Consider the following 26,350-nt stretch of genomic DNA (forward strand, 5'->3'; position numbering starts at 1 on the left):
TTATCTTGAGATCAACTGTTACCATTGAGTCTCTATAGATAAGAGGTTCTCATGAGAAAACTAGTATTCAAAAGCCTATTACTCACTGCGCTTGTTAGTGCAACAGGCTCGATTTATGCACAACAAAGTGGCTTGCCAATAAATGCCGCTGCATCAGTGAATGGCGTCATCATTACCAATGATATGGTTGAGCAAGGAATTAGAGTTGCTTTATCCCAGGGCCAAAAGGATTCCCCTGAGTTACGTAAAGCGGTGATTGAAAAATACATAGAGGTGCTATTACTTTCGCAACAAGCTGAAAAAGATGGTTTGGCGAATTCGGAAAAAGCCAATACACAGCTTGCTATGATTCGCCAAAACTATTTAGCTGATTTGGAGTTAGCTACTTTTATGGAGAAGAATCCTGTTACCGATGCTGATGTTCGTGCCGAGTACAACAAGCAAGTGGCATCTTTGGGTCCACAGGGCATGATTGTGGAATACAAGATTAGCGATATTGCTGTGGCAACCGAGGCAGATGCTCAAGCCGCAATGAGTCGAATTAAAAAGGGTGAGTCATTTGATAAGGTTGCTCGCAGTGCTTCCTTAGCTCCGAATAAGGCTCAGGGTGGGGCGGCTGGCTGGGTTCAGCCTGGCCAACTCCCTCAGCCACTCTCTGTCGCCATTGTCAATCTCAGCAAAGGTCAAGTATCTGCTCCGATTCAGATGCAGCAAGGCTGGTATTTAATTAAGCTGGAGGATAAACGCTCAAGCAAACCGCCTAGCTTTGAGCAGGCAGAAAAAGCCGTCCGAGCAGGTTTGATGCAGAAAAAGCAATTTGAGTTTCTCTCCCAGATCGCCAAAGATTCTAAGATCGTAGTGCAGTAAAAAAGGCCCTTCGGGGCCTTTCGATTTTCTGCTTACTTGCGCTCTAGCGTGAGAAAGGCGAAGTGAATATCGTTTTCGGATCCCGGTACGCGCTCTACCTCTTTCCAGTCGGATGTGTTGGGGATTTCAAAGAAGGTGTCGCCGCCTTCTACATCAATATCAATTTCCGTTACATATAAACGGTCAGCTCTATCGAATCCTTGTTTGAATAACTGTTCTCCACCAATCACAAACACCCTAGGAAACTCAGCAAGCCTAGTGAGTGCCTCGTCTAGCGAGCCCGCAAGCTCTGCGCCTGCAGGCGCATAGTCAGCATTACGGCTGATGACAATATTGCGACGCCCTGGCAATGGACGACCAATAGACTCCCAAGTTTTTCTTCCCATGATGACAGGGTGACCCATGGTGACACGTTTAAAAAACTGGAGGTCGGCTGAAATTTTCCAGGGCATCTGATTGTCTCGGCCAATCACGTGGTTACGTGAACGAGCAACAATCATGGAGATGGCAGGTTGAGTCATAAGAGGGATAAAAAAGAGGCTTAGACAGCTACAGGAGCTTTGATATGGGGGTGAGATTCATAGCCAACGATCTCAAAATCCTCAAACTCATATTCAAAAATGGAGTTCGGTTTGCGCAGGATATTGAGTTTTGGTAACGGGAAAAAATCTCTGGATAGTTGCAAATTAACTTGCTCCAAATGATTGCTATACAAGTGACAATCTCCGCCGGTCCAAATAAAGTCACCTACTTCTAAATTGCATTGTTGCGCCATCATATGGGTCAATAGAGCATAACTAGCAATGTTAAATGGCACACCTAAGAAAATATCCGCACTGCGCTGATAGAGTTGGCAAGAAAGCTTGCCATTGGCAACATAGAACTGAAAGAAAGCATGGCATGGCGCTAATGCCATACGTGGAATATCGGCTACGTTCCACGCAGAGACAATAATGCGACGTGAGTCAGGATTCTTTTTGATGGTCTCAACAACTTCAGAGATCTGATCGATATGCTGACCATTTGGCGCTGGCCATGAGCGCCACTGATAACCATAGATAGGACCAAGATCGCCATCTGGTGCAGCCCATTCATTCCAGATAGAGACACCACGCTCTTTGAGCCAATTATTGTCCGTGCTACCTTTGAGGAACCAGAGCAATTCATAAATGATGGACTTGAGGTGCAACTTCTTGGTTGTCACCATTGGGAAGCCATCCGCCAAATTAAAACGCATCTGATGCCCAAATACAGAGATCGTGCCTGTGCCGGTCCTATCGGACTTTTTGACGCCCTTAGCAAGGACTTCTTTCATGAGATCGTGATATTGGCGCATAGGGTAGTGGTTAAATTAAGTGCTAATTAAGGTGCTAAATACGATTAATTATTTACGAATAGGGATAGCTTACTCGAATGTGGGCGACTCTACCCCAAGGGCTTTATGTAGCTTGGTAGAGGTGGTGGTGTATTGCAGTTGAATCGGCTTTTCTGGGTTTAAATAGGCGGCTGCGGCAAAGGCAGCTAAGGCAGCCTCATGAAAGCCTGACAAAATGAGTTTTTTCTTTCCGGGGTAGATATTGATATCACCTACTGCATAAATACCCAGAATGCTAGTCTGAAATTTTTCAGTATCAACAGCAATCTGCCTGCGGTCTATATCTAAACCCCAGTCGGCGATTGGACCTAATTTTGGAGAGAGTCCAAAGAAGATCAGGAGATCATCTAAAGCCAATGATTGGGTAGCGCCATCAATATCTTCAACGGCAATACTAGTCAACATTCCACTCTGAATTTGAAGTTCGGTAATTTGCCCAATCAGCAATTGAATCTTTCCCCGATCACAGAGTTCGCGCATTTTTGCGATTGACTGGGGCGCTGCCTTAAATTCATTGCGACGATGAATAAGGGTGACGCTTGCTGCAGTATTAGCAAAATACAAGGCCCAATCTAGCGCAGCATCCCCGCCACCACAAATAACGATGCGCTTACCTATGAATTGCTCAGGCTGTTTAACATGATAGAAAACTTGTTGACCAACTAGAGGTTCAATACCCTCAAGATTCAGTAGTCTTGGCTGAAAGGCGCCAACACCAGCCGCAATAAACACCGTTTTGGAGAGAAAGGATTTATTTTCTGAAGTGATTAATAGAAATCGTCCATCTCTTTGTTGTTCAAGGCTAGCCACCTCTTGCCCTAAATAGAATTGGGGTTTAAATGGTTCAATTTGTTTTAGTAGATTACGAACCAGTTCCCGACCAGTGCATACAGGCAACGCAGGAATATCGTAAATCGGTTTATCTGGATAAAGCTCAATGCATTGACCACCAATTTCCGGCAAAGCATCAATGACGTGGGCTTTAATTTCTAGGAGGCCAAGTTCAAAAACTTGAAAGAGTCCCACAGGGCCGGCGCCAATAATGACTGCATCAGCTTCTGTGGGGGAGTGCAAAAGAATTCTCTGATTGAATTAGTGCAATAAATTACCGCACTGATGATTTACTTCACCAACTGATCGAGTTTATTTTTAACGTCTTTCCACTCTTCAGCATCCGGCAGCGCTGCTTTAGATTTGGTGATTGAAGTCCATGATGGTGATAATTCTGCATTGAGCTTAATGAAAGCTTGTTGATCACCCGGCACATCATCTTCCGCATAAATCGCATTTACTGGGCACTCAGGAACACACACTGCGCAATCGATGCACTCGTCTGGATCGATGACTAGAAAATTAGGGCCTTCGCGGAAGCAGTCAACAGGGCATACATCAACACAGTCGGTGTATTTGCAGCGGATGCAGGATTCGGTAACAACGTAAGTCATGATCTTGGTTAATAGACCCCAAAGAGGCGGTTTCTGAGTTGTAAAACCCCAATTTTAGCCGAAATAGCCCCATCTAATTGAGGTAAAGTTCCTCTATGAATACAACGACCAATACCCAAAATAGCAGTGCAAAACCCAAAATCCTCGTCGCTAGGGCTATTTTCCCGGAGGCTTTAGCCAAATTAGAGGAGGCCTTTGAAGTTCGCTCCAATCAAGAAGATGTGATTTTTACGCCCGAGCAGTTACAAAAGGAACTCTCAGGAGTAGTAGGGGCTTTAGTTGCTGGCAGTGAGCGTATTGACGCAGCAGCACTGGCAAATGCCAAGGATTTAAAAGTCGTAGCCAATATCTCAGTGGGCTATAACAACTTTGACGTAACTGCAATTACTGCTGCAGGAATCATGGCGACCAACACTCCAGATGTCCTGACTGACACTACAGCTGATTTTGGTTTTGCTTTATTGATGGCAACCGCTAGAAGAATTACCGAGTCAGAGCATTGGGTAAGAGCCGGTCATTGGGATAAATGGTCGATTGTGAATAACCCACTTGGTATGGACTTGCATCACAGTACGGTTGGCATTATTGGGATGGGGCGCATTGGTCAAGGTATTGCAAAACGCGCGCTGGGATTTGGGATGAATGTGATTTATCACAATCGCAGCCGTTTATCTGAAGCTGATGAAAAAACCTATGGTGCAAAGTATGTTTCTAAAGAAGAGTTATTGCGCACGGCTGATCACGTTGTCTTGGTTTTGCCATACACACCAGAGAGTCATCACACCATAGGCGCCAAAGAAATTGCGCTTATGAAACCCACGGCAACCCTGATTAATATTGCTCGCGGTGGCATTGTGGATGACTTGGCATTAGCTCAAGCATTGAAAGAGAAAAAGATTTTTGCTGCTGGCTTAGATGTTTTTGAGGGTGAGCCTAAAGTTCATCCAGAATTATTGAAGCTAAGTAATGTCGTGCTAGCGCCGCATATCGCTAGCGCAACAGAGAAGACCCGCAGAGCCATGGTGGATTTAGCAATTGAGAATGTCATAGCGGCACTATCTGGAAAAAAACCACCAAGCTTGATTAATACGGAAGTTTTTAAAGGCTAGTTCAATCGCGAGTAGTTCTGGTAATCCACAAAATAAAAATGCCGAGATAGCTCGGCATTTTTATTAAATCTAGTGAGGCTAAAAATTATTCAGCTTCAATTTCTTCTGGGAGCTCGCGCAGTGCAAGTTCAATACCGCCAAATTTTCCTGCAACCCAGTTATAGACCTTGCAGGCTATCCACAGTAAACCAAAGCCTAGTAAAGCATTGAGAATCAAGGCAGACAGAACCGTAAAACCAGGAATGGCGCCATCACGAATAAAGGCAACAAATAAAGCCAGCAAAACGATTGGCACCGAGAAGCATAAATAAACCAAAACAAGTGTTTTGGCCGTATGGGTTGGATCGAGGAAGGCGAGTTCTTTTTTGGTGAGTTTCATGATGGTGCAATCTTAAATCAGTCCATCAAAAAGTGCTATATCTACCCACTCACCAGCGGCAATATTTTCTTGATCATGACCCAAGATGACAAAGCAGTTTGCCTCGCTCATGGATCGCAAAATGCCTGCACCTTGGCTACCCGTGAGCCTTACGCTGGGCTTGCCAGCTGAGTTGCGACCAAGAATGGCGCGCTGGAATTCTGTGCGACCTGGTTTTTTCCGAATTGGGGTTTCTGAGATAGCTTGTAGAACTGGAACCTCTGTTTGGCTGGCGCCATTGAGTTGCAATAAAGCGCTACGAACAAATTGATAAAAGGTCACCATGACCGCCACAGGGTTGCCTGGCAGGCCGAAGAATAAGGTTCTGCTCTCGGCGGTCTTGCTAGGGACTGCTCTAAGTGTTCCAAATGCCATTGGACGACCTGGGCGCATCGCAATTTTCCAGAAGCCAACATCCCCGAGTTCTTGCATGATTTGTTTTGTGAAATCCGCTTCGCCAACGGACACTCCGCCCGAAGAGATGAGCACATCAGCTTTTGAGGCTGCATCAATAAAGGCGTTCTTAAGTGAGACGGGGTCGTCACGCACAATACCGCAATCAATAATCTCAAGGTTGAGGCGATTGAGTAGACCAGTCAAGCTATAGCGATTGCTGTCATAAATACTTCCAGCATCCAAAGTTTGACCCAAAGAACGAAGTTCGTTGCCCGAAGACAGAATCGCCACTTTCAGTTTGCGCTTGACTTGCAAGCTGCTTATTCCGAGTGAAGCAGCCAAACCCAAATCCGATGGTCGCAATAATCTTCCAGCTGCAATGGCCGCTCTCCCTTTTTGTAAATCTTCGCCACGCAGGCGGCGATTCTCGCCAGCTTTTAGTTGCTTGGCATTGAAGCTAATATGCTCTGCGTCAAGCTTAGTCGTAAATTCCTGAGGGATGACCGTATCGCAATCACTTGGCATCACGGCGCCAGTCATGATCTTGAGGCATTCACCACTGGCAATTTTTCCTGTGTGGGGTTGGCCAGCTAGGGCTGTACCCACAACGCGTAGGCTGATTTCTGCTTGACTATCGTCTAGGCATTTGCCATTAAAAGCAAAGCCATCCATGGCGGAGTTATCTGTAGCTGGCACGTCGATCGGTGAGAGCAAGTCTTGCGCAAGAATGCGATTAATAGCTTGATCAAGGGGAACGGTGTCAATGGCATCGGGACGATTGATAGCTTGATCTTCTTGCAAAAGCGTATTCACTAGGTCGGCTATCGCCTTACGCGCTTCATCTACATGAAGTGATGAGGTGAGTAATATTGGATCATTAGGAGATTGACTCATGATGAAGCCTCAAGAGACTGCAATTCTTCTGGGGTATTGGCATTTGCAAAAGCTTGGGCGTTATCGAAGATGACTGTTCCACTTTTTAGTTCTTTGAACCAGCGATCAATTTTGAGATCACCTTTATCTAAAAAAGAAATTAAAGAGTCTTGTAAGTTGGCACGCATTAAACAAAAAACGGGTTGCGCCCAAACCTTGCCATCAGCCTCTTTGCTAGATGTGTAGACTAAATCTAAATTTGCTTGCTCTAGCTCGCTAGCGAGTTTGGTAGCTAAATCCTCGGGAAATAAAGGGGAGTCGCATGGTGTCGTCAGTAAGTATGGGGTCTTGCAGTTTTTGAGTCCCATCAAGAAGCCCGCGAGTGGGCCTGAGAAGTCAGGAGTCTCGTCCATGATCACCGGGTAACCATAAACGGCGTACTTAGTGATATTGCGATTGGCATTAATCAGGATGGGCCCAACCTGCGCTTTGAGTCGCTGGATAGTCGTCTCAATTAAAGGTTTTCGATGAAAAGGAATGAGTCCTTTATCAATACCGCCCATGCGTTGTGCTCGACCACCAGCTAGTATCAAGCCTGTAATTTGTTCAGCCGAAATCATTAGCCACCTATGTAAGACATTTCAACTTTGCGACCACCTGTTGATTGATCGGCAGTGTGTGAGCCGCGAATTTCTGAATAGTGATCATCGCGGGTAGACCAAGTGTTCATGATGGCATTGGCAATTTCTAAATCACTTTTGCCAGAGCGCAGTAGTGTTTTGAAATCAAATCCTGAATTTGCAAATAAGCACAAATACATTTGACCATCTGTAGAAATTCTGGCGCGAGTGCATTCATGACAAAAGGTTTGAGTGACGCTGGATATCACCCCAATTTCGCCTGAGTCATCTTGATATCGCCAGCGTTGCGCTACTTCACCTGTATAGTTTGGCTCAGCTGATACCAATGGAAATACTTGATTGATTCGAGCAATGACTTCTTTCGAGGGAAGTACTGCTGTCATGTCCCAGCCATTCGAGCTGCCCACATCCATGAATTCAATAAAGCGCAAAATGATGCCGCTGCCTTTGAAGTGCTTGGCCATTGCAACGATCTCGTGATCGTTCGTACCTTTCTTCACAACCATATTAACTTTGATGTTTTTAAATCCTGCTTCTTGTGCTGCGGCAATACCATCTAAAACATCGGCAACAGGAAAATCCACATCATTCATTTGTCTGAAGACGGCATCATCCAAGCCATCAAGACTTACAGTGAGTCTTTGTAAGCCCGCTGCTTTAAGTGCTGCAGCCTTCTTTCGCAAAATACTGCCATTGGTTGTTAAGGTTAAATCTAATGGATTGCCTGCTGGAGTCCGAATGGTTGCTAGCATTTCAATAAGCACTTCTAAATTTTTGCGCAGCAGAGGTTCGCCACCAGTCAAACGAATTTTTTCAACACCTAAGTCAGAGAAAATAGTTGTGAGGCGCGTAATTTCTTCGAAGCTTAATAATTCTTTGTGAGCCAGGTAAGGATAGTTTTGATCAAATACTTCCTTAGGCATGCAGTAGGTGCAGCGGAAATTACAACGATCAGTTACCGAGATGCGGAGATCGCGTAAAGGTCGACCTCGGGTGTCTTTGGTTTGACCATGAGGGGCGCGCAATTCTGTGCCGATGCTTGGCAAAAGACCTTTGCCTTCATCAATACGAATAGGAATAACTTTGGATGGGTTGGGAATTGCTTTTTCGACCATATCCCCAATTATGGCGTTGAAACCCGCTTTCTGCCAAACCGCCCAATTTCCTTTTGGGATATCGGGCGGATTAGAGAAAAGTTAGGGCATTGACCGCTTTAGATCTCTTAAACGGTTTTTTCTTGACCGCCAGTTTCCACTAAGACCATCGGACCTTCTGGAAGTGTTGCAGCTGGTTTAGGTGTACGCCCTAAATGATGAGCAACGGTTTCCGTCTGAATTTGTGTTTGTACTTCTGCATGTTTAGATGCATCAGTAGCAACCCAAACCATACCAGCAGATTGCACTACGCTATGAAGCGGAGTTTCTTCAAGTGCTTGGAAAGCCACTTTTGGAAGCTCTGGCACAGGCTTAGTGATCACTTCAATAGAAGTTGTGGCGACAGCTACTGTTTGAGCAGATGACGGAGCATTTTGCTCGGAGCGAGATTCACGTGGTGGACGTGAGGAGCGCTCAGAGCGTCCTTGCCTCTGACCTGCAGGCTTGGTATTGCTAAAGCTGTTCACAATGTTCTGAATGGGCATGCTTGCAGACGCACCGGCCATTCCTACGGGAGGTCCTCTAAATGGGCTAGCAGATGCAGTGGATGCTTCTGGAGATGCGCTACCATTTTCAGAACGCTCGCCACGGTCACCGCGATCATTACGATTGCGTCCACGACCACGACGATTGCGTCCACGACCACGACGCTCTTCACCATCAGCACCAGTAGCAACTTCATTGCCAAGTGCAGCCTCTGTTGCAGGTGTTACTGCTGCAGCGTTAGCCTGGTTGGCTTGATTACGGTTTGCATTGTGCTCAGGCTTTGGACTGTTTTGATTGCCTTGGTTACGATTACCGTTGCGATTGTTACCGTTACGATTATTGGAGCCTTCAGTATTTGCACCATCTGCAGCGTTAGCAGCAGGGCGCTCACCACGGCGATTGCGTCCACGGTTGCGGTCACGGTTGTTGCTATTGCGACCCTGATTGCGCCCACGATTACCACTTGTTGCTGGTTTATCTTCTGCTGCAGGTGAAGACGAGAAGAGTTTTTTAATAAAACCAAAGAAACCACCAGAGCTCTCAGAAGTAGTCTTTTCTGCGCGCGCAGGGCGTGGCTGACCAATTGGTGCCGGTTGTGTTGGGGTGATGCCCTTAACAGCAGCCTCTGGACGCACTTTGATATCCGCATCCTTGCGACTTACAGTCGTGTCGGTCTCTAATTCACGCGCAGCTTCTTCGGCCATCACATAGCTGGCTTTTTGATCATCTAAGCGAGGATCATCATGGCGTAAGCGCTCAAGTTTGTAATGTGGTGTTTCCAAATGTTTGTTTGGAACTAAAAGAACATTCACTTTGAAGCGGGTTTCGATCTTGATCACTTCAGCACGTTTCTCATTCAAGAGGAATGCAGCCACTTCAACTGGCACCTGCGTATGAATCGCCGCAGTGTTTTCTTTCATAGCCTCTTCTTGAATGATGCGCAGTACTTGCAATGCAGAAGATTCAGCATCACGAATATGACCAGTGCCATTACAACGTGGGCAGGTTACGTGGCTACCTTCAGAGAGTGCAGGACGTAAACGTTGGCGTGACATTTCCATCAAACCAAACTTCGAGATCTTGCCCATTTGTACGCGGGCGCGATCATGACGCAGGGCATCGCGTAAGCGATTCTCCACATCTTTCTGCGCCTTGCTTGATTCCATGTCAATGAAGTCAATCACAATCAAACCACCCAAGTCACGCAGACGTGCTTGACGTGCGATTTCATCGGCGGCTTCTAAATTGGTACGAGTAGCAGTCTCTTCAATATCAGAACCACGGGTTGCACGAGCGGAGTTGACGTCTACAGAAACCAGTGCCTCTGTATGGTCGATCACAATTGCGCCACCAGATGGCAATGGAACAGTACGTGAGTACGCAGTTTCGATCTGATGCTCGATTTGGAAGCGAGAAAAGAGCGGCACATCATCGTGATAACGTTTTACTCTTGGCAAGTTATCCGGCATCACGACTGACATGAAAGCAGCGGCTTGCTCATAGATATCATCGGTATCGATCAAAATCTCGCCGATATCTGGCTGGAAGTAATCACGGATTGCGCGAATGACTAAGCTAGATTCAAGGTAAATGAGTAGCGGGGCGGAATTGCCTTTAGCAGCCTCATCAATTGCTTTCCATAGTTGGAGGAGGTAGCTTAAGTCCCACTGCAATTCAGTGGCGTCACGTCCAATGCCTGCTGTTCGGGCGATGATGCTCATCCCTTCAGGCACTTCCAATTGAGCCATCGCCTCACGGAGTTCTTGACGGTCTTCACCTTCAATGCGACGAGAAACGCCGCCTCCACGTGGATTGTTTGGCATCAATACTAAGTAACGTCCAGCAAGGGAGATAAAGGAGGTCAATGCGGCACCTTTTTGGCCGCGCTCTTCTTTTTCTACCTGAACAATGATTTCTTGACCTTCACGCAGGGCATCCTTAATAGAAGCGTTGCGAACATCAATACCTTCCTTGAAATAGGCTCTGGCAACTTCTTTAAATGGCAAGAAGCCATGACGCTCTTCACCATAATTGACAAAGCAGGCCTCAAGGGAGGGCTCAATGCGGGTAATGACACCTTTGTAAATATTGCCTTTGCGCTGTTCGCGACCGGCAGCTTCGATATCGATATCGATTAGTTTTTGGCCATCGACGATGGCAACGCGCAACTCTTCTTGTTGAGTTGCATTAAATAACATGCGTTTCATAACACTCTCCTGTTGGGGAGGTGGAAGTAAGCGCGCTGCGTTAGGTGACAGATTAAATGCCGCTTTGGGCTAGGCCTATAGCGGTGTATGAGTGTGGAACATGCAAATCTAGGCACTTTTTTGCCCAGTTCACCCAGTTAACGGTTGGTTAAATCGGTGCCACACTTGACGATCGCCGCAGAGACCTCCTTTAGGTCATCAATGCAGGCGCGCGCCTGAAAACTGTCTTCTAATCGCGGGTCGCGGCATACGGCACACCAACCCTGCGCCTCATTCAACAGGGGAGGGGCAACCCCGGGAGTCTATTTAAGGGCGACTCCAAGCTCCAATATTCATACCGAAGTTCGGTAGGGATCTAGTCAAAAATCGGCTAGAGCGTTGATTATACGGCACAAGTTGAATCAGAATGGGGTATTGTTGAGTCCCTTGGCGCCTTTTTTGGGGTGGCCAGAGAAATAAACCATGAAATCCAACCCAGTTTCCAAGCCTAGCGCAGCCCAAGCTCGATCTCCAGCCGCAGTCCATTTACAGACTATTGGCCCAGAAGAGGCTGGACAACGTCTAGATAACTATTTGCTGCGTTGGGCAAAAGGAGTCCCCAAAAGTCACGTTTACCGGATTATTCGCTCGGGCGAGGTGCGGGTAAATAAGAAGCGCGCAGAACCAACCACTCGTCTGGTTGAGGGTGATGTGGTCCGAGTGCCCCCTGTCAGAATTGCTGAGCCAGCGCAAATGGCTAGCGTTAATGCTGCGCAAACCAAGTCACGTGCCCATGCTTATTTAGACAAAATGCCAGTTTTGTTTGAGGATGAGGCGCTTTTAATTGTGGACAAGCCATCAGGGCTCGCAGTCCATGGTGGGTCTGGAATTGCTTTGGGGGTCATTGAGACTCTGCGGATCGCTCGCCCAGAACTGAAATTTTTGGAATTGGTGCATCGTCTAGATAGAGACACTTCTGGAGTGCTATTGCTAGCTAAAAAACGTAGCGCTTTAGTGGAGTTGCATCGTCAGATACGTGAAAACCAAACAGATAAGCGCTATTACTTGCTTGCCCATGGTGAAATTAAACAGGGTGCGCAGGTGATGCAACTTAAATATCCACTGCATAAATACTTGTTGGCCAATGGTGAGCGCCGAGTGCGCGTTGATCCTGAGGGCTTGCCAAGTCATACCGCTTTACGAGTGACTAAAGTGATGCAGCGAGATGATGCTGCGATAACTTTGGCAGAGGCCCAATTAAAAACAGGCCGCACACATCAAATTCGAGTGCATCTTCAAAAATTAGGACACGCTATTTTGGGTGACGATAAATACGGCTTTGAAGATCGAGATAAGCAGATCAAGTCTAAGCGTCTGTATTTGCATGCGCATCTTGCTGGTTTTACGCATCCACGGACTGGTGAGAAGATGCGCATTGAATCACCTATTCCAGCAGAATTTACCGCCATGATGAAAACCTTTGAGCAAGTAAATAGTATTCAAGAATGACGTCAACAGAAAAAATCGAGAAATCTGAAAAAGCCGATCGTCGTTATGACCTGATTGTTTGGGATTGGGACGGAACCATCATGGATTCCACACCAACCATCGTGCATTGCATTCAGCAAGCATGCCGCGACTTAGGATTTAAAGAGCCTGATGATACTTTGGCAAGCTCTGTGATCGGTTTAGGAATTCAAGATTCTTTACGCAGGGCGGTTCCATGGATTGAGCCCCGACATTTTCAGCAATTAACAGATCGTTTTCGTTATCACTATTTGGCGAAAGACCATGAATTGGATTTATTCGTTGGTATTCGTGAGCTCTTAGAGGAGTTAAAAGCAGATCAGTTTTTATTGGGTGTCGCTACAGGTAAGTCACGAGTGGGACTGAATCGATCGTTAAATCATCATCAAATTGGACACCTCTTTCATGAGACGAGAACCGCTGACGAATCGTTTTCTAAGCCCCACCCAGCAATGTTGCTTGAGTTATCGGACGTGACCCAAGTGCCAACACGGCGCATGCTCATGATTGGCGATACCACTCATGATTTGGATATGGCAGCCAATGCTGGGGTTGATGCAATTGCGGTGACCTATGGTGCGCATCCACCAGATACCCTCAAGGCATCGCCATCATTGGCACATGTCGATGATGTTGCTCAGTTATCGCAGTGGCTAAAAGATAATGTTTGGCTTACGAACTAAGTAAGCAAGAAGATCAATAAGACAGATTAATGCAGCAAAAAGCATAATGATGGAAATTCGAGGGAAGCAAGATGGAAAATAATTCAAATCCAAATTGGGAGCGCCAAGCGCTTGAGCACTTACTTTTAGAAAATCTTAAAGAGACTCGTAAGGCTCGTCGCTGGAAGGCGATATTACGAGTGCTAACACTCTTGGTAATCGTTGCAGTACTCTTTGCGGTATTTGATTTTCATTTGCCTGGTCGCGGCATGAGTGTTGATAGACATACTGCCTTAGTAACCTTAGAAGGAGAAATTTCTTCAAGCACCATGGCTAACGCAATGGATATCAATTCTTCATTGGTATCCGCCTTTGAAAATGTCCATAGTGCTGGTGTAGTTCTACGTATCAATAGTCCAGGTGGTTCTCCTGTACAAGCGGGGATGATTAATGATGAGATTCATCGCTTGCGCAAGCTCTATCCAAACAAACCTTTTTATGTAGTTGTTGAGGATATTTGTGCCTCTGGTGGCTACTATGTCGCAGTAGCGGCTGATCAAATATTGGTAGACAAGGCAAGCCTAGTTGGGTCGATCGGTGTAATTATGGAAGGCTTTGGGTTCACTGGGCTTATGGATAAGTTGGGCGTAACTCGTCGCATGATTACTGCAGGCTCAAATAAAGGCATGCTCGATCCATTTAGCAAAGAAGAGCCGAAACAGGTTGAGATGGTGAAGACAATGATCGATGAGATTCATCAACAATTTATTCAGGTAGTGAAAGAGGGTAGAGGCTCGCGTTTAAAAGATGCTCCTGAATTATTTTCTGGGCGCATTTGGAATGGCGAGCAAGCTGTTAAGCTTGGTTTGGTTGATGGCTATGGCACAGTCGATTCGGTTGCACGTGATATTTTCAAGGCCCCTGATGTACTTGACTACACCATGAAAGAGAATTTTGCGGAGCGTGTTGCAAAACGCTTTGGTGCTGAAGCAGGTGCCGCTGCAGGTAAAGCTCTAGTGAAGACACCCGATCTTAAGTAAGCAACTGAGTTAAATAGCTAGAGAATTTCAGTAATTAAATCTAGGCCAATAGTAGAAATACCGTTGGCCTATTTTGTAATGATGCACAGGCAGCCTCATTCGGATAGCGTTTACGCCACTCAGCAATCGATAAAGTGGCAATCATTTCTGAGGGCAAACTCAAATCCACTCCAAGACAAAGCTGTGTTTGTGGCGACAGTGAGTTGATGCAAGCCATGAGCATTGCAGTATTGCGATAAGGAGTTTCAATCCAAATTTGAGTCTGCTGTAGTTTGCGGGATTCTGTTTCTAGTTGTTTCAGCTTGCTTGTGCGTTCATGCACGTCATGAGGCAGGTACCCTTGGAATGCAAATCGTTGACCATTCAAGCCGCTTGCCATTAAGCCAAGCAAGATTGAGCTAGGACCTACAAGCGGTTTGACTTGGGCACCCAGTTTATGGGCAGCAAGCACGAGCTCTGCGCCTGGATCAGCTACACCAGGAACGCCAGCTTCTGACATCAAGCCCATATCGTTGCCAGCTAGCAGTGGTTTTAATAAATCAGCAGGCTTGATTGAGTCGCCATACTTTGCATTGCGCGCGGCACCACGCCACTCACTCATATGCATTTCTTGAATGGTGCAAGCAAGCGGCGAAGCGCTATCTATTGCTTTTAAAAGCGCGCGCGCGGTCTTTGCATCTTCGACGATCCAGTGTTTGAGTTTGGATGCACAGGCAATTGTTTCGGCAGGCAAAACCCAAGGCAATTGTTCGATGCGACCCTCATTACCTAAAGTGTTGGGAACCAAGAAAAGTGTGCCAAGTTTTGCCATGAATAATTTGTTGGATTGCTTGCTATGCGACTTACTTCTTGGGCGGTATTGCAAAACCTGCATCACGCAATAAGCCTGTTAGCGCAATGAGAGGAAGGCCGATGAGGGCGGTAGGATCATCGCTTTTGATGTACTCCAGTAAGCTGATGCCTAAACCTTCAGACTTGGCGCTGCCTGCGCAGTCATAAGGCTCTTCCGCGAGTAGGTAGTTTTCTAAAACTGCATCTGGTAGTTTGCGAAAACACACTTCAGTGGGAACGCTTAGCGTCGTTTGCGTATCACCTTTCATTAAACATAAAGCAGTGTGAAACGTCACTACTTGCCCGCGCATTAATTGCAATTGCGCCATGGCTCTCTCAAAGTTGCCTGGTTTGCCAATCGCTGCACCGCAAAGATCGGCAACTTGGTCAGAACCGATTACCCAAGCTTCTGGATGTTGTTTGGCAACAGCCTCTGCTTTTGCATGTGCAAGACGCTTTGCTAACTCCAGTGTGCTTTCACCAGTTAGCGCGGTTTCATCAACTTTTGGAGAAATTACTTCAAAGGGAATGCGAAGACGAGTTAGTAGCTCACGACGATATGCCGAAGTGGACGCCAAAATCAGTGATGGGTTTTTGGAAGTGTTGGTGGTTTGACTCATTGCTGCGTATTTTCAACGGACTGCGGCAGAAAGGAAAGCGATAAAGAAAAGAAGAAATCAAGAAAAGAAGAAATCTGCGGGGGAACTTGCACGCAGCTTTTAACTCTCTTGATTTAGACTGACGCCATGGATCGAAATCACGTTTTACCTCAAGTTCAATTGTCTGCAGAGCCAAATGCTTTGCGGCGGGTTGATTTTTGTGCCCCTCAGTCCTACAGAGGTGCTGGTTTTTTAAGCATTTCAGACTTACCAAGGGTGGCAGAAGAGGTATCCACTGTTCAAACTGGGGATGGCTTTAATTGGGATATTCAAACTCACTTTGAGCATTTTCCTGGTAGTGAGCCCCATCAAATTATGGAGTTAGCTATAAAAGGCAGGCTGCATTTGACTTGCCAGCGCTGTTTACAGGGCTGTGCGGTCGATCTAGACGAAAAACGCCGCTTTATTTTCTTGGCGACAGAATCCCAGGCGGATGACTATCCGCTTGAAGATGAGGAACAGGAGCCCTTAGTGGCTAGCCAGCAATTTAATCTCCTAGAGACTATTGAAGATGAGATTTTGCTTTCTATCCCCTTGATTCCTAAGCATCCCGAGGGATTTTGTGAGCCTCATGCACCGGTTTTCGGGGAGGGTGATGGCGATGAAGCCCTAGCTGAGCGCGAAAATCCCTTTAACGTCTTGAAAAATATGAAGAAAAACTGAGAGTAATGCTTAAAAATAGGGTGTTGTTTCAAGCTCTGTTTGCAGATAAATCAAGCATTTAGACGCTTTTTCGTGCTAGAATGACGCCTTGCTTAGGAGTTCATTATGGCCGTTCAACAAAATAAAAAATCACCATCCAAACGTGGCATGCATCGTGCGCACGACTTTTTGACCGCACCTGCCACGGCTGTTGAAGCCACAACTGGTGAGGCACATTTGCGCCACCACATCTCACCTAACGGCTACTACCGTGGTCGTAAAGTAGTTAAAACTAAAAACGACTAATTTTTAGTCCAAATAGATCGAAGCGGCTCACTTACAGCCGCTTTTTTCTTAGATAAATCACTTGTAGCAATCAATGAGTTTATGAGCATTACTCTTGCTATTGATGCCATGGGCGGAGATCATGGAGTTGTCGTGACGGTTCCCGCTGCATGCGACTTTTTAGAAAAGCACGCCGATGTCAATATCGCCCTAGTTGGTGATCCGGAATTGATTCAGCAAGTTTTAAGCAAGTCTTCTAAGGCTCCGACGGAGCGCATTCAAATTATTCCTGCTAGTGAAGTGGTGTTGATGGATGATCCCATTGAAGTTGCTTTGCGTCGTAAAAAAGACTCTTCCATGCGTGTGGCCATTGAGCAGGTAAAAGAGGGTGTTGCAGATGCTGTGATTTCTTCTGGCAATACTGGTGCACTTATGGCGATTTCTCGCTACATACTTAAAACACTTGATGGCGTTGATCGCCCTGCGATTGCGACAGCAATTCCGAATGAGTTGGGGCGCGGTACCACCATGTTGGATTTGGGCGCGAACGCAGACTGCGAGCCTATGCATTTGCTGCAGTTTGCCCAGATGGCTAATGTGATGGTTCAAGTGGTGGATGGCAAACAAAATCCTTCGATTGGCTTGCTAAATATTGGTGAAGAAGTGATTAAAGGTAATGAAGTGGTTAAGCAAACCAGTGAATTACTGCGCCAAAGTAATTTGAATTTCTACGGTAATGTAGAAGGCAATGATATTTTTAAAGGCACCACGGATATTGTGGTGTGTGATGGCTTTGTTGGTAATGTCGTACTCAAGGCTAGCGAAGGTCTAGCCAAAATGATGAGCGGCATGATTCGTGAAGAATTTAATCGTTCTTTATTAACCAAATTGATGGCAATTTGTGCAATGGTGCCTTTGCTGCGCGTTCGCAAACGGGTTGATCATCGTCGCTATAACGGTGCGGTATTGTTAGGCTTGCGTGGTTGTGTGATTAAAAGTCATGGTTCAGCCGATCGTTTTGCGTTTGGCTTTGCATTAGATCGTGCTTATGAGGCGGCTAAAAATCGCATGGTTGAACGCATTGCTGCAGCCTTTGTTGCGGAGACAACGATATGAGTATTTATGCAAGAGTAGCTGGCACAGGAAGCTATCTTCCAGAGCAACGCCTAACTAATCAAGATTTGGTTGAGCGCCTTGCTAAATCCGGTTTAGAGACAAGTGATGAGTGGATTACCACTCGTAGCGGAATTTCTGCGCGCCACTTTGCTGCAGAAAATGAATTAACCAGTGATTTAGCTGTAAAGGCGGCACAGGCTGCTTTGAGTAGTGCTGGAATTACTTCATCTGATTTAGATCTCATCATCTTGGCTACCTCCACCCCTGATCATTTGGGCGGTTTTCCAAGTACGGCTTGTGTAGTGCAAGATAAGTTGGGCGCTCACACCGCTTGTGCAGCGTTTGATGTGCAGGCTGTATGTGCAGGGTTTACTTATGCACTGGCGACAGCAGATGCTTTTATTCGTGCCGGCTCTTATAGGAAAGTGTTGGTGATTGGCGCTGAGACTTTCTCTCGAATCCTGAATTTCCAAGATCGTGGAACTTGCGTATTGTTTGGAGATGGTGCTGGCGCAGTAGTGCTTGAAGCTTCAAATGAAGCTGGCATTCTTTCCACAGCATTACACGCAGATGGAAGTCAACGAGATATCTTGTGTGTACCGGGACGTTCTGGTAATGGCGCAGTGCATGGTTCACCATTTATGACCATGGACGGCCAAGCAGTTTTCAAGCTAGCTGTAAAAGTATTAGAGCAAGTTGCTCATGAAGTTTTAGAAAAAGCAAAACTAAAGCCAGAACAAATCGACTGGTTAGTTCCTCATCAGGCGAACATTCGCATTATGGAAGGCACTGCTAAAAAAATGGGAATGTCCATGGATAAAGTCATTGTGACAGTTCATGAGCATGGCAATACTTCAGCAGCCTCTATTCCATTGGCTTTAGATGTTGGTGTGCGCTCTGGTCAAATCAAACGAGGACAGCATCTTTTATTGGAAGGTGTTGGCGGTGGTTTTGCTTGGGGTGCAGTTGCTCTCAAATATTAAGTCCTTGAATATCTAATTCTTCTATTTCCTTTATTTTTGTAAATTTCACTTATGACATTCGCATTCGTATTTCCAGGCCAAGGATCACAATCAGTGGGTATGCTCAATTCAATTTCTGAGCGTCCTGAAGTCCGTGCAATATTACAAGAGGCTTCTGAAGCGCTAGGTGAGGATGTGGCAAAACTCATTGCCGAAGGCCCAGCAGAAGCGCTTGCTTTAACAACCAACACTCAACCAGTGATGTTGACTGCTGCGGTAGCCTTTTATCGTGCTTGGCTAGCTGCGGGTGGTGCTACACCTAGGGTCATGGCGGGCCATAGCTTGGGTGAGTACTCTGCTTTGGTTGCGTCAGGAGTAATTTCTTTTAAAGACGCTGTTCCATTGGTGCGTTTTCGCGCTGAAGCAATGCAAACTGCGGTTCCAGTAGGTACTGGCGGTATGGCGGCAATTTTGGGTTTGGATGATGCGGTTGTGATCAAGGTTTGCGCTGAAGCAAGCGCAGCTTCTGGAGGTGTGGTTGAGGCAGTGAACTTTAACGCACCAGGGCAGGTAGTTATTGCTGGAGCAAGTGATGCGGTAGCTAAAGCATGTGAATTGTTAAAGGCTGCTGGCGCTAAACGTGCGTTGCCTTTGCCAGTATCTGCACCATTTCACTCTTCTTTATTACAGCCTGCTTCTGAAAAGCTAAAAGGGTACTTGGAGAATATCGAATTCAAGACGCCAACGATTCCAGTGATTAATAACGTTGATGTTGAAATCCTGAATGATCCTGTTGCGATTAAAGATGCATTAGTGCGTCAGGCAGCTAAACCAGTGCGCTGGCAAGAAACTATTCAGGCAATGGCTGCCCAAGGCATTGCGCAAGTCGTTGAATGCGGTCCTGGAAAAGTATTGGCTGGTCTTACAAAGCGCATTAACGATCAAGTGACTGGTATTCCAGTATTTGATGAGGCGAGCCTGAATGAAGTGCTTGCCACCGTAAAATAAGTTTGACCAAATAAACGAAATAAAAACAAAATACAAGTACAACCACAACTATAACTACGGAACACAAATATGAATCTCGACTTAAGTGGACAAATTGCTTTAGTAACTGGAGCCTCACGTGGTATTGGTCAGGCAGTGGCAGATGAGTTGGTGAAGTGTGGTGCAAAAGTCATTGGCACAGCCACCACTGCTGAGGGTGCTAAAGCAATTGATCAGAGATTAAAACCTTCTGGTGGCGCCGGATTGGCATTGAATGTCACTGCGCCAAATGCATGTGAAGAGATTATTGACCAGATTGTTAAAGAATTTGGTGGTATCAATATATTGGTGAACAATGCTGGCATCACTCGTGACAACTTAGCTATGCGCATGAAGTCTGAAGAGTGGACCGACGTGATTGATACAAACTTAAGTGCAGTGTTTCGTTTGTCTCAAGCAGTATTGCGCCCAATGATGAAGGCGCGCGCTGGTCGCATTATCAATATCACTTCGATTGTTGGCCACATGGGAAATCCAGGTCAAGCGAATTACGCTGCAGCTAAATCTGGTGTTTCTGGAATGACTCGTGCACTTGCGCGTGAAATTGGTAGTCGTAATATCACTGTCAATTGCGTAGCGCCTGGATTTATTGATACCGATATGACCCGCGCTTTGAGTGAAGAACAGCAAAATGCACTAAAAGTAAACATTCCATTGGCCCGTTTAGGTAGCCCAGAAGATGTAGCTCAAGCAGTAGCGTTTTTAGCCTCTCCAGCTGCTGGTTATATTACGGGTAATACCCTACACATCAATGGCGGACTCTATTTAGCCTAACGGCAAAGCATGGATTTAGTCATTTTTTGGCGGTTTTGCTAATTCGGTCCGCCAAACTGATAAAATCCTTTTCATCGTTTTTTTACAACCCTTGGGGGACTTAATGGACAACATCGAACAACGCGTTAAGAAAATCGTCGCTGAGCAATTGGGCGTCGCTGAAGGAGATATCAAAAATGAATCTTCTTTTGTGAATGACCTAGGCGCTGACTCTCTTGACACTGTTGAGCTGGTAATGGCTTTGGAAGATGAATTCGGTATCGAAATTCCTGATGAGGAAGCCGAAAAAATCACCACAGTTCAGCTCGCGATCGACTTCGCTAAATCAAAAGCTCAGGGTTAATTCCCGAGTTTAGGTATTACTGTGTCAGCATCAAAGGGCCGACGCCGGGTTGTAGTTACCGGCCTTGGCCTCATCTCACCTGTTGGTAATTCTGTTGATGTAGCTTGGTCTAATTTGCTTGCGGGCAAATCAGGCATTGCGACCATCACCAAGTTTGACCACGCTCCACTAAGCGTTCATTTCGCTGGAGAGGTGAAAGATTTCAATGTCGAAGAATATGTTTCTGCCAAAGAGGCACGCCATATGGATACATTTATCCATTACGGCATCGCTGCTGGCACACAAGCTATTCGCGATAGCGGTATAGAGGTTAATGAACAAAACGCTGAGCGTATCGGCGTGATGGTGGGTTCAGGCATTGGCGGTTTGCCAATGATTGAAGAGACAGGTGCTGAGCTCTTGGCTCGCGGCCCTCGTCGCATTTCCCCATTCTTTGTTCCTGGCTCCATCATCAATATGATTTCTGGGCACCTCAGCATTTTGTTTGGCCTCAAAGGTCCAAACGTTGCTGCGGTTACAGCATGTACGACTGGATTGCACAGTATTGGTTTGGCTGCGCGTTTGATTCAGTATGGTGATGCTGATGTCATGATTGCTGGCGGTGCAGAGTCCACAATTTCCGCATTAGGTGTTGGCGGCTTTGCTTCAGCAAGAGCACTTTCTACACGTAACGATGACCCAGCGACCGCATCTCGTCCTTGGGATAAGGACCGTGATGGATTTGTCCTTGGCGAAGGTGCTGGTGTTTTAGTACTTGAAGAGTACGAACACGCCAAAGCACGGGGCGCAAAAATTTACTGTGAGTTACGTGGTTTTGGTATGAGTGGTGATGCGTACCATATGACAGCTCCCAATATGGATGGTCCACGTCGTTGCATGGTGAATGCGATGCGCGATGCTGGCTTAAATCCGGATCAAATTCAGTATGTAAATGCCCACGGCACTTCAACCCCTTTGGGCGACAAGAATGAAACCGAAGCAATCAAAGCTGCATTGGGTGACCATGCTAAGAAGACTTTGATTAACTCAACCAAGTCAATGACAGGTCACCTCTTAGGTGGTGCTGGTGGCTTGGAATCTGTATTTACGATTCTGGCTCTCCACCACCAGAAATCACCCCCCACCATCAATATCTTCAATCAAGATCCAGAGTGCGACTTGGACTACTGCGCCAATACCGCTAGGGATGTGAAGATTGACCATGCAGTCAAAAACAACTTTGGCTTTGGTGGTACTAACGGCACCTTGATTTTTGGTAAGCTGCCCTAATATTCTATTTATCTCCACTTTTTGGTTTTTACCAAGTAGGTCCTAGCATTATGAAAAAGCACTTTATTGCGCTCTTGGCTATTTTGAGTCTGGGGCAAATGTCGTTTGTTCCACCCGCTATTGCGCAAAACCCACGCGTCACAATTCCTGATTTTGCGGATTTAGTCGAGCGCGCGAGTCCCGCCGTGGTCAATATTCGCACCACTGAAAAGGTCATGGTTCAGCAACAAGGTGGCATTCCAGGAATGCCTGAAGATCAAGCAGAATTCTTCCGCCGTTTTTTTGGTGTGCCTATCCCAGGAATTCCAAATGGCCCCAAGCAATCACAACCTAACTCAGGTAAACCACAAGAAGCTGATCGTGGTGTTGGCTCTGGTTTCATTATTGAATCCAATGGTTTGATTCTGACAAATGCACACGTAGTTGAAGGCGCCACTACGATTTATGTCACCCTTACCGATAAGCGCGAATTCAAAGCTAAGTTACTCGGCATGGATAAGCGTACCGATGTAGCGGTTGTCAAAATTGAAGCACGTGATTTGCCTAAATTACCTTTGGGCGATTCTTCAAGGGTGCGAGTTGGTGAGTGGGTGCTGGCAATTGGCTCACCATTTGGTTTAGAGAACACCGTCACCGCAGGGATTGTTTCGGCTAAGAGTCGCGATACTGGTGATTACTTGCCCTTTATACAAACAGACGTTGCGGTCAATCCAGGTAACTCTGGTGGGCCCTTGTTAAATACTGCTGGCCAAGTCATTGGGATTAACTCTCAGATCTTTAGTCGCTCTGGCGGTTATATGGGAATCTCTTTTGCCATTCCAATTGATGAGGCAATGCGAGTTGCTGATCAATTGCGTACCAATGGAAAAATGACGCGCGGTCGCATCGGTGTTGCACTTGGCGAGATGACTAAAGACGTTGCCGAGAGTTTAGGTTTAGGTAAACCCCGTGGTGCATATGTGCGTAACGTTGAGGCAAATGGCCCTGCTGCAAGTGGCGGCATTGAAGCGGGTGATGTCATTCTCAGTTTTAATGGTCGAGATATTGCTAAATCAACGGACTTGCCTAGAGTTGTGGGTGATACTAAGCCTGGCACGCCTGTTACCGTTCAAGTTTGGCGTAAAGGTACTACTCGTGACTTAACAGTAACGGTTTCTGATGGTGAAGCTGCTCAGGTCGCAAGCAAAAAATCTGAAGCGCCTACCAATGGTGGAAGCGTCAATACTTTGGGTGTAGCGGTCAGCGATGTATCTGATGCCAAAAAGAGGGATCTCAATATCAAAGGCGGTGTCGAAGTTACTGGTTTGGGTGATGGTCCTCTAGCCAGAGCGGGCATACGTCCTGGCGATGTCATTATTCGAATTGCAGATACTGATATCTCAGGCGCTAAGCAGTTTGAGGCTCTTGTAAAAGGTCTGGACGCCAATAAGGCTGTCCCAGTCTTTATTCGCCGTGCTGACAGCACTTTGGTAGTGCCTGTAAGGCCAAAATAAGGCATTTTTGCCTAAAAAATGGGCACAGGCGCCTTTAGGGCGCCACCCATTACAATCCTTTTAAGACGACTTTTTGCAGCGCATCATCCTGGTGCGTTCTGACAAGGCGTTTTTGGAATTACTAATTAAGACGCTATGGATTTAATCCGCAATTTTTCTATCATCGCTCACATCGATCACGGCAAATCTACGCTCGCCGATCGCATTATTCAACTTTGTGGCGGTCTCTCTGATCGCGAAATGGAAGCGCAGGTGCTCGATTCAATGGATATCGAGCGTGAGCGTGGCATCACGATTAAGGCGCAAACTGCAGCGCTCAATTACAAAGCCAAAGATGGCAAGACCTACAACATCAATTTGATTGATACACCAGGGCACGTTGACTTTTCATATGAAGTCAGTCGATCTTTATCAGCATGCGAAGGTGCCTTGTTGGTGGTTGATGCGAGTCAAGGTGTTGAAGCGCAAACGGTTGCGAACTGTTACATGGCTCTTGAGTTGGGGGTTGAAGTTGTCCCGGTTCTCAATAAGATCGATTTGCCACAGGCTGATCCCGATCGAGCTAAAAAAGAAATTGAAGATGTGATTGGCATCGATGCATCTGAGGCGGTAACCTGCTCAGCCAAGACGGGCATGGGTGTAGCAGATGTCATCGAAGAGATGATTGCAAAAGTGCCGCCGCCAAAAGGTGATGCATCAGCACCATTGCAAGCCTTAATTATTGATTCTTGGTTTGATAACTACGTTGGTGTTGTCATGCTGATCCGAGTTGTTAACGGAACCTTAAAGCCAAAGGAAAAGATCACATTAATGGCTAATGGCTCAACCCATTTGGTAGAGCATGTCGGTGTATTTAGTCCGAAATCAGTAGATCGTCCAGATTTATCTGCAGGTCAAGTAGGCTTTGTGATTGCTGGTATTAAAGAACTAAAAGCTGCAAAAGTCGGCGATACCGTGACTCATGCACCAGGACAGCAAGGTCGAGTTCCTGCTGCTGAGCCGCTACCAGGTTTTAAAGAAGTGAAGCCACAAGTGTTTGCTGGTTTATATCCAGTGGAAGCTAGTGAATACGATCAGTTACGCGAGTCACTTGAAAAACTCAAGCTTAATGACGCGTCGCTTTTGTATGAGCCTGAAGTATCTCAAGCATTGGGATTTGGCTTCCGTTGCGGTTTCTTGGGACTACTCCATATGGAGATCGTGCAAGAGCGCTTAGAGCGACAGTACGGCATGAACTTGATCACAACGGCGCCAACTGTGGTGTATCAAGTTCAGCAATCCGATGGCACCACCATCATGGTGGATAACCCATCCAAGATGCCCGAGGTTAGCAAGATTGATACGATTCTGGAGCCGATCGTCACAGTGAATCTCTACATGCCTCAGGAGTATGTCGGCTCGGTCATTACCCTGTGCGTTGGTAAGCGCGGTATTCAGACGGGCATGAACTATCTTGGACGCCAAGTACAGCTGACATATGAATTACCAATGGCTGAGATTGTGTTGGATTTCTTTGATCGTTTGAAGTCGATTTCTCGTGGCTATGCTTCGATGGATTATGAGTTTAAAGAATATCGCCCAGCAGATGTAGTGAAGGTTGATATTTTGATTAATGGGGATCGCGTAGACGCACTCTCAGTAATCGTTCACCGCAGCAACAGTCAATCCCGCGGTAGGGAAGTAGTTGCCAAAATGCGGGGCATTATTCCACGTCAAATGTTTGATGTGGCGATTCAGGCAGCCATTGGCAGCAATATCGTCGCTCGTGAAAACGTCAAAGCATTACGTAAGAACGTGTTAGCAAAGTGCTACGGTGGCGATATCTCGCGTAAGCGCAAGCTCCTTGAGAAGCAAAAAGAAGGTAAGAAGCGCATGAAGCAAGTAGGTAATGTGGAGATTCCACAAGAAGCATTCTTAGCAATTTTGCAGGTAGAAGATTAATGAATTTTGCTCTCATCCTCTTCATATTGGTCGTTGTTTCAGGCATTGCTTGGGTTGCTGACCGAGTTTATTTTGCGCCCCAAAGAAAAGCGGCTGGAATTGAACGCATGCCACTGTGGTTGGAGTACACCGCAGGATTTTTCCCTGTTATTTGTGCTGTATTTGTATTGCGGTCATTTATTGTTGAGCCCTTTAAGATTCCATCGGGTTCTATGATCCCAACGCTGCAAATTGGTGATTTTATTTTGGTAAATAAATTTACCTACGGGATTCGGTTGCCAGTGATTAATCAAAAAGTGATTGATTTGGGTTCGCCCAAGCGTGGGGATGTGATTGTCTTTCGCTATCCACGTGATGAATCCGTTGATTACATTAAACGTGTTGTGGCTTTGCCTGGTGATGTTGTCACATACGAAAATAAGCGTTTAAGCATTAATGGCCAACCTTTGCAATACAGTGGCGGTGAGTCTTATCTAGATCCAGAGAATATGCGCTATGCCAAGCGTTTTACAGAAAGCTTCTCTGTTGATTTAGGTGGCAATCGTCATGAGATTCTGAATGACCCGGATCGTCCTGCGACTGTTTTTCCAGCAGAGCGCTTCCCGGGTGCTGAGTTTTGTCAATACCAGGCATCGGGTTTGACTTGCAAAGTTCCTGCGGGTCATTATTTTGCGATGGGAGATAACCGTGATAACAGCGCAGATTCTCGTTACTGGGGATTTGTGCCAGACAAGAACTTGGTGGGTAGAGCCTTCTTTGTTTGGCTCAATCTAGGTAATCTTGGTCGTATTGGTGGCTTTCAATAAAAC

27 protein-coding genes are annotated in these 26,350 nt (G+C 46.3%); 16 read left to right on the forward strand and 11 right to left on the reverse strand.

Annotation, left to right across the window (positions count from 1 at the left end; translation table 11 throughout):
* The first annotated feature begins 51 nt into the window (after positions 1 to 51).
* Entirely contained in the window at positions 52 to 867 is an 816-nt protein-coding gene (locus NHB34_RS02085) for a peptidyl-prolyl cis-trans isomerase (protein ID WP_353427931.1), read from the forward strand.
* Between the two features lie 32 nt (positions 868 to 899).
* Here the strand turns inward: NHB34_RS02085 and NHB34_RS02090 are convergent, their stop codons facing one another.
* The 4 genes from NHB34_RS02090 to fdxA all read right to left on the reverse strand — a co-directional run bounded on the left by NHB34_RS02090 (position 900) and on the right by fdxA (position 3,687).
* The gene (locus NHB34_RS02090; RefSeq protein WP_353427932.1) at positions 900 to 1,388 is read right to left on the reverse strand and encodes a dihydrofolate reductase; all 489 of its coding nucleotides are present in this window, start codon (positions 1,386 to 1,388) and stop codon (positions 900 to 902) included.
* Between the two features lie 20 nt (positions 1,389 to 1,408).
* The gene (locus NHB34_RS02095) at positions 1,409 to 2,203 is read right to left on the reverse strand and encodes a thymidylate synthase (RefSeq protein ID WP_353427933.1); all 795 of its coding nucleotides are present in this window, start codon (positions 2,201 to 2,203) and stop codon (positions 1,409 to 1,411) included.
* 69 nt (positions 2,204 to 2,272) lie between these two features.
* Complete coding sequence (locus tag NHB34_RS02100) at positions 2,273 to 3,316, reverse strand: NAD(P)/FAD-dependent oxidoreductase (protein ID WP_353427934.1); 1,044 nt, start codon at positions 3,314 to 3,316, stop codon at positions 2,273 to 2,275.
* A gap of 47 nt (positions 3,317 to 3,363) precedes the next feature.
* Complete coding sequence (gene fdxA / locus NHB34_RS02105) at positions 3,364 to 3,687, reverse strand: ferredoxin FdxA (RefSeq protein WP_068322070.1); 324 nt, start codon at positions 3,685 to 3,687, stop codon at positions 3,364 to 3,366.
* 95 nt (positions 3,688 to 3,782) lie between these two features.
* Between fdxA and NHB34_RS02110 the strand changes: the two genes are divergently transcribed.
* On the forward strand, positions 3,783 to 4,796 hold the full coding sequence (locus NHB34_RS02110) for a D-glycerate dehydrogenase (RefSeq protein WP_353427935.1): 1,014 nt from the start codon (positions 3,783 to 3,785) through the stop codon (positions 4,794 to 4,796).
* 85 nt (positions 4,797 to 4,881) lie between these two features.
* On the opposite strand, the gene NHB34_RS02115 is transcribed toward NHB34_RS02110, so the two are convergent.
* The 5 genes from NHB34_RS02115 to NHB34_RS02135 form a co-directional block, all read right to left on the reverse strand.
* On the reverse strand, positions 4,882 to 5,175 hold the full coding sequence (locus NHB34_RS02115) for a hypothetical protein (protein ID WP_353427936.1): 294 nt from the start codon (positions 5,173 to 5,175) through the stop codon (positions 4,882 to 4,884).
* 12 nt (positions 5,176 to 5,187) lie between these two features.
* A complete protein-coding gene (gene glp / locus NHB34_RS02120) occupies positions 5,188 to 6,504 on the reverse strand; it encodes a gephyrin-like molybdotransferase Glp (protein ID WP_353427937.1) in 1,317 nt (438 codons plus the stop codon).
* Positions 6,501 to 7,103: a molybdenum cofactor guanylyltransferase MobA gene (mobA, locus tag NHB34_RS02125; RefSeq protein WP_353427938.1), complete on the reverse strand. Its 603-nt coding sequence runs from the start codon at positions 7,101 to 7,103 to the stop codon at positions 6,501 to 6,503. The genes glp and mobA overlap by 4 nt, the downstream gene beginning before the upstream one ends.
* Positions 7,103 to 8,239 (reverse strand): GTP 3',8-cyclase MoaA, encoded by a 1,137-nt coding sequence (gene moaA / locus NHB34_RS02130; RefSeq protein WP_353427939.1) that lies wholly within the window; start codon positions 8,237 to 8,239, stop codon positions 7,103 to 7,105. Before moaA ends, mobA begins: the two co-directional genes overlap by 1 nt.
* Positions 8,240 to 8,346: 107 nt before the next feature.
* Positions 8,347 to 10,971, reverse strand: a complete 2,625-nt coding sequence (locus tag NHB34_RS02135; protein WP_353427940.1) for an Rne/Rng family ribonuclease — start codon at positions 10,969 to 10,971, stop codon at positions 8,347 to 8,349.
* A 462-nt stretch (positions 10,972 to 11,433) separates the two neighbouring features.
* Here NHB34_RS02135 and NHB34_RS02140 point away from each other — a divergent pair, with 462 nt between their 5' ends.
* The 3 genes from NHB34_RS02140 to sppA all read left to right on the forward strand — a co-directional run bounded on the left by NHB34_RS02140 (position 11,434) and on the right by sppA (position 14,179).
* Positions 11,434 to 12,459: an RluA family pseudouridine synthase gene (locus tag NHB34_RS02140; RefSeq protein ID WP_353427941.1), complete on the forward strand. Its 1,026-nt coding sequence runs from the start codon at positions 11,434 to 11,436 to the stop codon at positions 12,457 to 12,459.
* Positions 12,456 to 13,160, forward strand: a complete 705-nt coding sequence (locus NHB34_RS02145) for an HAD-IA family hydrolase (protein ID WP_353427942.1) — start codon at positions 12,456 to 12,458, stop codon at positions 13,158 to 13,160. Before NHB34_RS02140 ends, NHB34_RS02145 begins: the two co-directional genes overlap by 4 nt.
* Positions 13,161 to 13,231: 71 nt before the next feature.
* Positions 13,232 to 14,179 carry a signal peptide peptidase SppA gene (gene sppA / locus NHB34_RS02150; RefSeq protein WP_353427943.1) on the forward strand — a complete coding sequence of 316 codons (948 nt, stop codon included), beginning with the start codon at positions 13,232 to 13,234 and terminating at the stop codon, positions 14,177 to 14,179.
* A gap of 40 nt (positions 14,180 to 14,219) precedes the next feature.
* Here the strand turns inward: sppA and NHB34_RS02155 are convergent, their stop codons facing one another.
* Together NHB34_RS02155 and NHB34_RS02160 are read right to left on the reverse strand one after the other, a co-directional pair.
* Positions 14,220 to 14,990, reverse strand: a complete 771-nt coding sequence (locus NHB34_RS02155; protein WP_353427944.1) for an SAM-dependent methyltransferase — start codon at positions 14,988 to 14,990, stop codon at positions 14,220 to 14,222.
* A 31-nt stretch (positions 14,991 to 15,021) separates the two neighbouring features.
* The gene (locus tag NHB34_RS02160) at positions 15,022 to 15,630 is read right to left on the reverse strand and encodes a Maf family nucleotide pyrophosphatase (protein WP_353427945.1); all 609 of its coding nucleotides are present in this window, start codon (positions 15,628 to 15,630) and stop codon (positions 15,022 to 15,024) included.
* A 126-nt stretch (positions 15,631 to 15,756) separates the two neighbouring features.
* On the opposite strand from NHB34_RS02160, the gene NHB34_RS02165 reads away from it, so the two are divergent.
* The 11 genes from NHB34_RS02165 to lepB all read left to right on the forward strand — a co-directional run bounded on the left by NHB34_RS02165 (position 15,757) and on the right by lepB (position 26,347).
* Positions 15,757 to 16,332 (forward strand): DUF177 domain-containing protein, encoded by a 576-nt coding sequence (locus tag NHB34_RS02165; RefSeq protein ID WP_353427946.1) that lies wholly within the window; start codon positions 15,757 to 15,759, stop codon positions 16,330 to 16,332.
* 105 nt (positions 16,333 to 16,437) lie between these two features.
* Positions 16,438 to 16,617 carry a 50S ribosomal protein L32 gene (gene rpmF, locus NHB34_RS02170; RefSeq protein ID WP_011902241.1) on the forward strand — a complete coding sequence of 60 codons (180 nt, stop codon included), beginning with the start codon at positions 16,438 to 16,440 and terminating at the stop codon, positions 16,615 to 16,617.
* 81 nt (positions 16,618 to 16,698) lie between these two features.
* Positions 16,699 to 17,712: a phosphate acyltransferase PlsX gene (gene plsX / locus NHB34_RS02175; protein WP_353427948.1), complete on the forward strand. Its 1,014-nt coding sequence runs from the start codon at positions 16,699 to 16,701 to the stop codon at positions 17,710 to 17,712.
* Positions 17,709 to 18,695 (forward strand): beta-ketoacyl-ACP synthase III, encoded by a 987-nt coding sequence (locus NHB34_RS02180; RefSeq protein ID WP_353427949.1) that lies wholly within the window; start codon positions 17,709 to 17,711, stop codon positions 18,693 to 18,695. The genes plsX and NHB34_RS02180 overlap by 4 nt, the downstream gene beginning before the upstream one ends.
* Before the next feature lie 51 nt (positions 18,696 to 18,746).
* Positions 18,747 to 19,682, forward strand: coding sequence for an ACP S-malonyltransferase (gene fabD, locus NHB34_RS02185; RefSeq protein WP_353427950.1), 936 nt, complete (start codon positions 18,747 to 18,749; stop codon positions 19,680 to 19,682).
* 69 nt (positions 19,683 to 19,751) lie between these two features.
* Positions 19,752 to 20,495: a 3-oxoacyl-ACP reductase FabG gene (fabG, locus tag NHB34_RS02190; RefSeq protein ID WP_353427951.1), complete on the forward strand. Its 744-nt coding sequence runs from the start codon at positions 19,752 to 19,754 to the stop codon at positions 20,493 to 20,495.
* A 103-nt stretch (positions 20,496 to 20,598) separates the two neighbouring features.
* Positions 20,599 to 20,838 carry an acyl carrier protein gene (acpP, locus tag NHB34_RS02195; RefSeq protein ID WP_028819177.1) on the forward strand — a complete coding sequence of 80 codons (240 nt, stop codon included), beginning with the start codon at positions 20,599 to 20,601 and terminating at the stop codon, positions 20,836 to 20,838.
* A gap of 21 nt (positions 20,839 to 20,859) precedes the next feature.
* Complete coding sequence (gene fabF / locus NHB34_RS02200) at positions 20,860 to 22,107, forward strand: beta-ketoacyl-ACP synthase II (protein WP_353427953.1); 1,248 nt, start codon at positions 20,860 to 20,862, stop codon at positions 22,105 to 22,107.
* A gap of 50 nt (positions 22,108 to 22,157) precedes the next feature.
* Positions 22,158 to 23,600 carry a DegQ family serine endoprotease gene (locus NHB34_RS02205; RefSeq protein WP_353427954.1) on the forward strand — a complete coding sequence of 481 codons (1,443 nt, stop codon included), beginning with the start codon at positions 22,158 to 22,160 and terminating at the stop codon, positions 23,598 to 23,600.
* Positions 23,601 to 23,735: 135 nt separating this feature from the next.
* On the forward strand, positions 23,736 to 25,541 hold the full coding sequence (gene lepA / locus NHB34_RS02210; RefSeq protein ID WP_353427955.1) for a translation elongation factor 4: 1,806 nt from the start codon (positions 23,736 to 23,738) through the stop codon (positions 25,539 to 25,541).
* Positions 25,541 to 26,347: a signal peptidase I gene (gene lepB / locus NHB34_RS02215; protein WP_353427956.1), complete on the forward strand. Its 807-nt coding sequence runs from the start codon at positions 25,541 to 25,543 to the stop codon at positions 26,345 to 26,347. Before lepA ends, lepB begins: the two co-directional genes overlap by 1 nt.
* The last annotated feature ends 3 nt before the right edge of the window (positions 26,348 to 26,350 follow it).

The organism is Polynucleobacter sp. MWH-UH19D (genome assembly GCF_040409795.1).
GTDB lineage: Bacteria > Pseudomonadota > Gammaproteobacteria > Burkholderiales > Burkholderiaceae > Polynucleobacter.

Coding starts and splice junctions, on each gene's coding strand:
- NHB34_RS02135 (WP_353427940.1), bottom strand. CDS start 10,971: ATGAAACGCATGTTATTTAATGCAACTCAACAAGAAGAGTTGCGCGTT.
- mobA (WP_353427938.1), bottom strand. CDS start 7,103: ATGATTTCGGCTGAACAAATTACAGGCTTGATACTAGCTGGTGGTCGA.
- fdxA (WP_068322070.1), bottom strand. CDS start 3,687: ATGACTTACGTTGTTACCGAATCCTGCATCCGCTGCAAATACACCGAC.
- NHB34_RS02165 (WP_353427946.1), top strand. CDS start 15,757: ATGGATCGAAATCACGTTTTACCTCAAGTTCAATTGTCTGCAGAGCCA.
- NHB34_RS02085 (WP_353427931.1), top strand. CDS start 52: ATGAGAAAACTAGTATTCAAAAGCCTATTACTCACTGCGCTTGTTAGT.
- NHB34_RS02180 (WP_353427949.1), top strand. CDS start 17,709: ATGAGTATTTATGCAAGAGTAGCTGGCACAGGAAGCTATCTTCCAGAG.
- acpP (WP_028819177.1), top strand. CDS start 20,599: ATGGACAACATCGAACAACGCGTTAAGAAAATCGTCGCTGAGCAATTG.
- lepA (WP_353427955.1), top strand. CDS start 23,736: ATGGATTTAATCCGCAATTTTTCTATCATCGCTCACATCGATCACGGC.
- fabD (WP_353427950.1), top strand. CDS start 18,747: ATGACATTCGCATTCGTATTTCCAGGCCAAGGATCACAATCAGTGGGT.
- NHB34_RS02140 (WP_353427941.1), top strand. CDS start 11,434: ATGAAATCCAACCCAGTTTCCAAGCCTAGCGCAGCCCAAGCTCGATCT.
- NHB34_RS02160 (WP_353427945.1), bottom strand. CDS start 15,630: ATGAGTCAAACCACCAACACTTCCAAAAACCCATCACTGATTTTGGCG.
- NHB34_RS02205 (WP_353427954.1), top strand. CDS start 22,158: ATGAAAAAGCACTTTATTGCGCTCTTGGCTATTTTGAGTCTGGGGCAA.
- NHB34_RS02145 (WP_353427942.1), top strand. CDS start 12,456: ATGACGTCAACAGAAAAAATCGAGAAATCTGAAAAAGCCGATCGTCGT.
- lepB (WP_353427956.1), top strand. CDS start 25,541: ATGAATTTTGCTCTCATCCTCTTCATATTGGTCGTTGTTTCAGGCATT.
- rpmF (WP_011902241.1), top strand. CDS start 16,438: ATGGCCGTTCAACAAAATAAAAAATCACCATCCAAACGTGGCATGCAT.
- NHB34_RS02095 (WP_353427933.1), bottom strand. CDS start 2,203: ATGCGCCAATATCACGATCTCATGAAAGAAGTCCTTGCTAAGGGCGTC.
- sppA (WP_353427943.1), top strand. CDS start 13,232: ATGGAAAATAATTCAAATCCAAATTGGGAGCGCCAAGCGCTTGAGCAC.
- glp (WP_353427937.1), bottom strand. CDS start 6,504: ATGAGTCAATCTCCTAATGATCCAATATTACTCACCTCATCACTTCAT.
- NHB34_RS02155 (WP_353427944.1), bottom strand. CDS start 14,990: ATGGCAAAACTTGGCACACTTTTCTTGGTTCCCAACACTTTAGGTAAT.
- moaA (WP_353427939.1), bottom strand. CDS start 8,239: ATGGTCGAAAAAGCAATTCCCAACCCATCCAAAGTTATTCCTATTCGT.
- fabG (WP_353427951.1), top strand. CDS start 19,752: ATGAATCTCGACTTAAGTGGACAAATTGCTTTAGTAACTGGAGCCTCA.
- plsX (WP_353427948.1), top strand. CDS start 16,699: ATGAGCATTACTCTTGCTATTGATGCCATGGGCGGAGATCATGGAGTT.
- NHB34_RS02115 (WP_353427936.1), bottom strand. CDS start 5,175: ATGAAACTCACCAAAAAAGAACTCGCCTTCCTCGATCCAACCCATACG.
- NHB34_RS02110 (WP_353427935.1), top strand. CDS start 3,783: ATGAATACAACGACCAATACCCAAAATAGCAGTGCAAAACCCAAAATC.
- NHB34_RS02090 (WP_353427932.1), bottom strand. CDS start 1,388: ATGACTCAACCTGCCATCTCCATGATTGTTGCTCGTTCACGTAACCAC.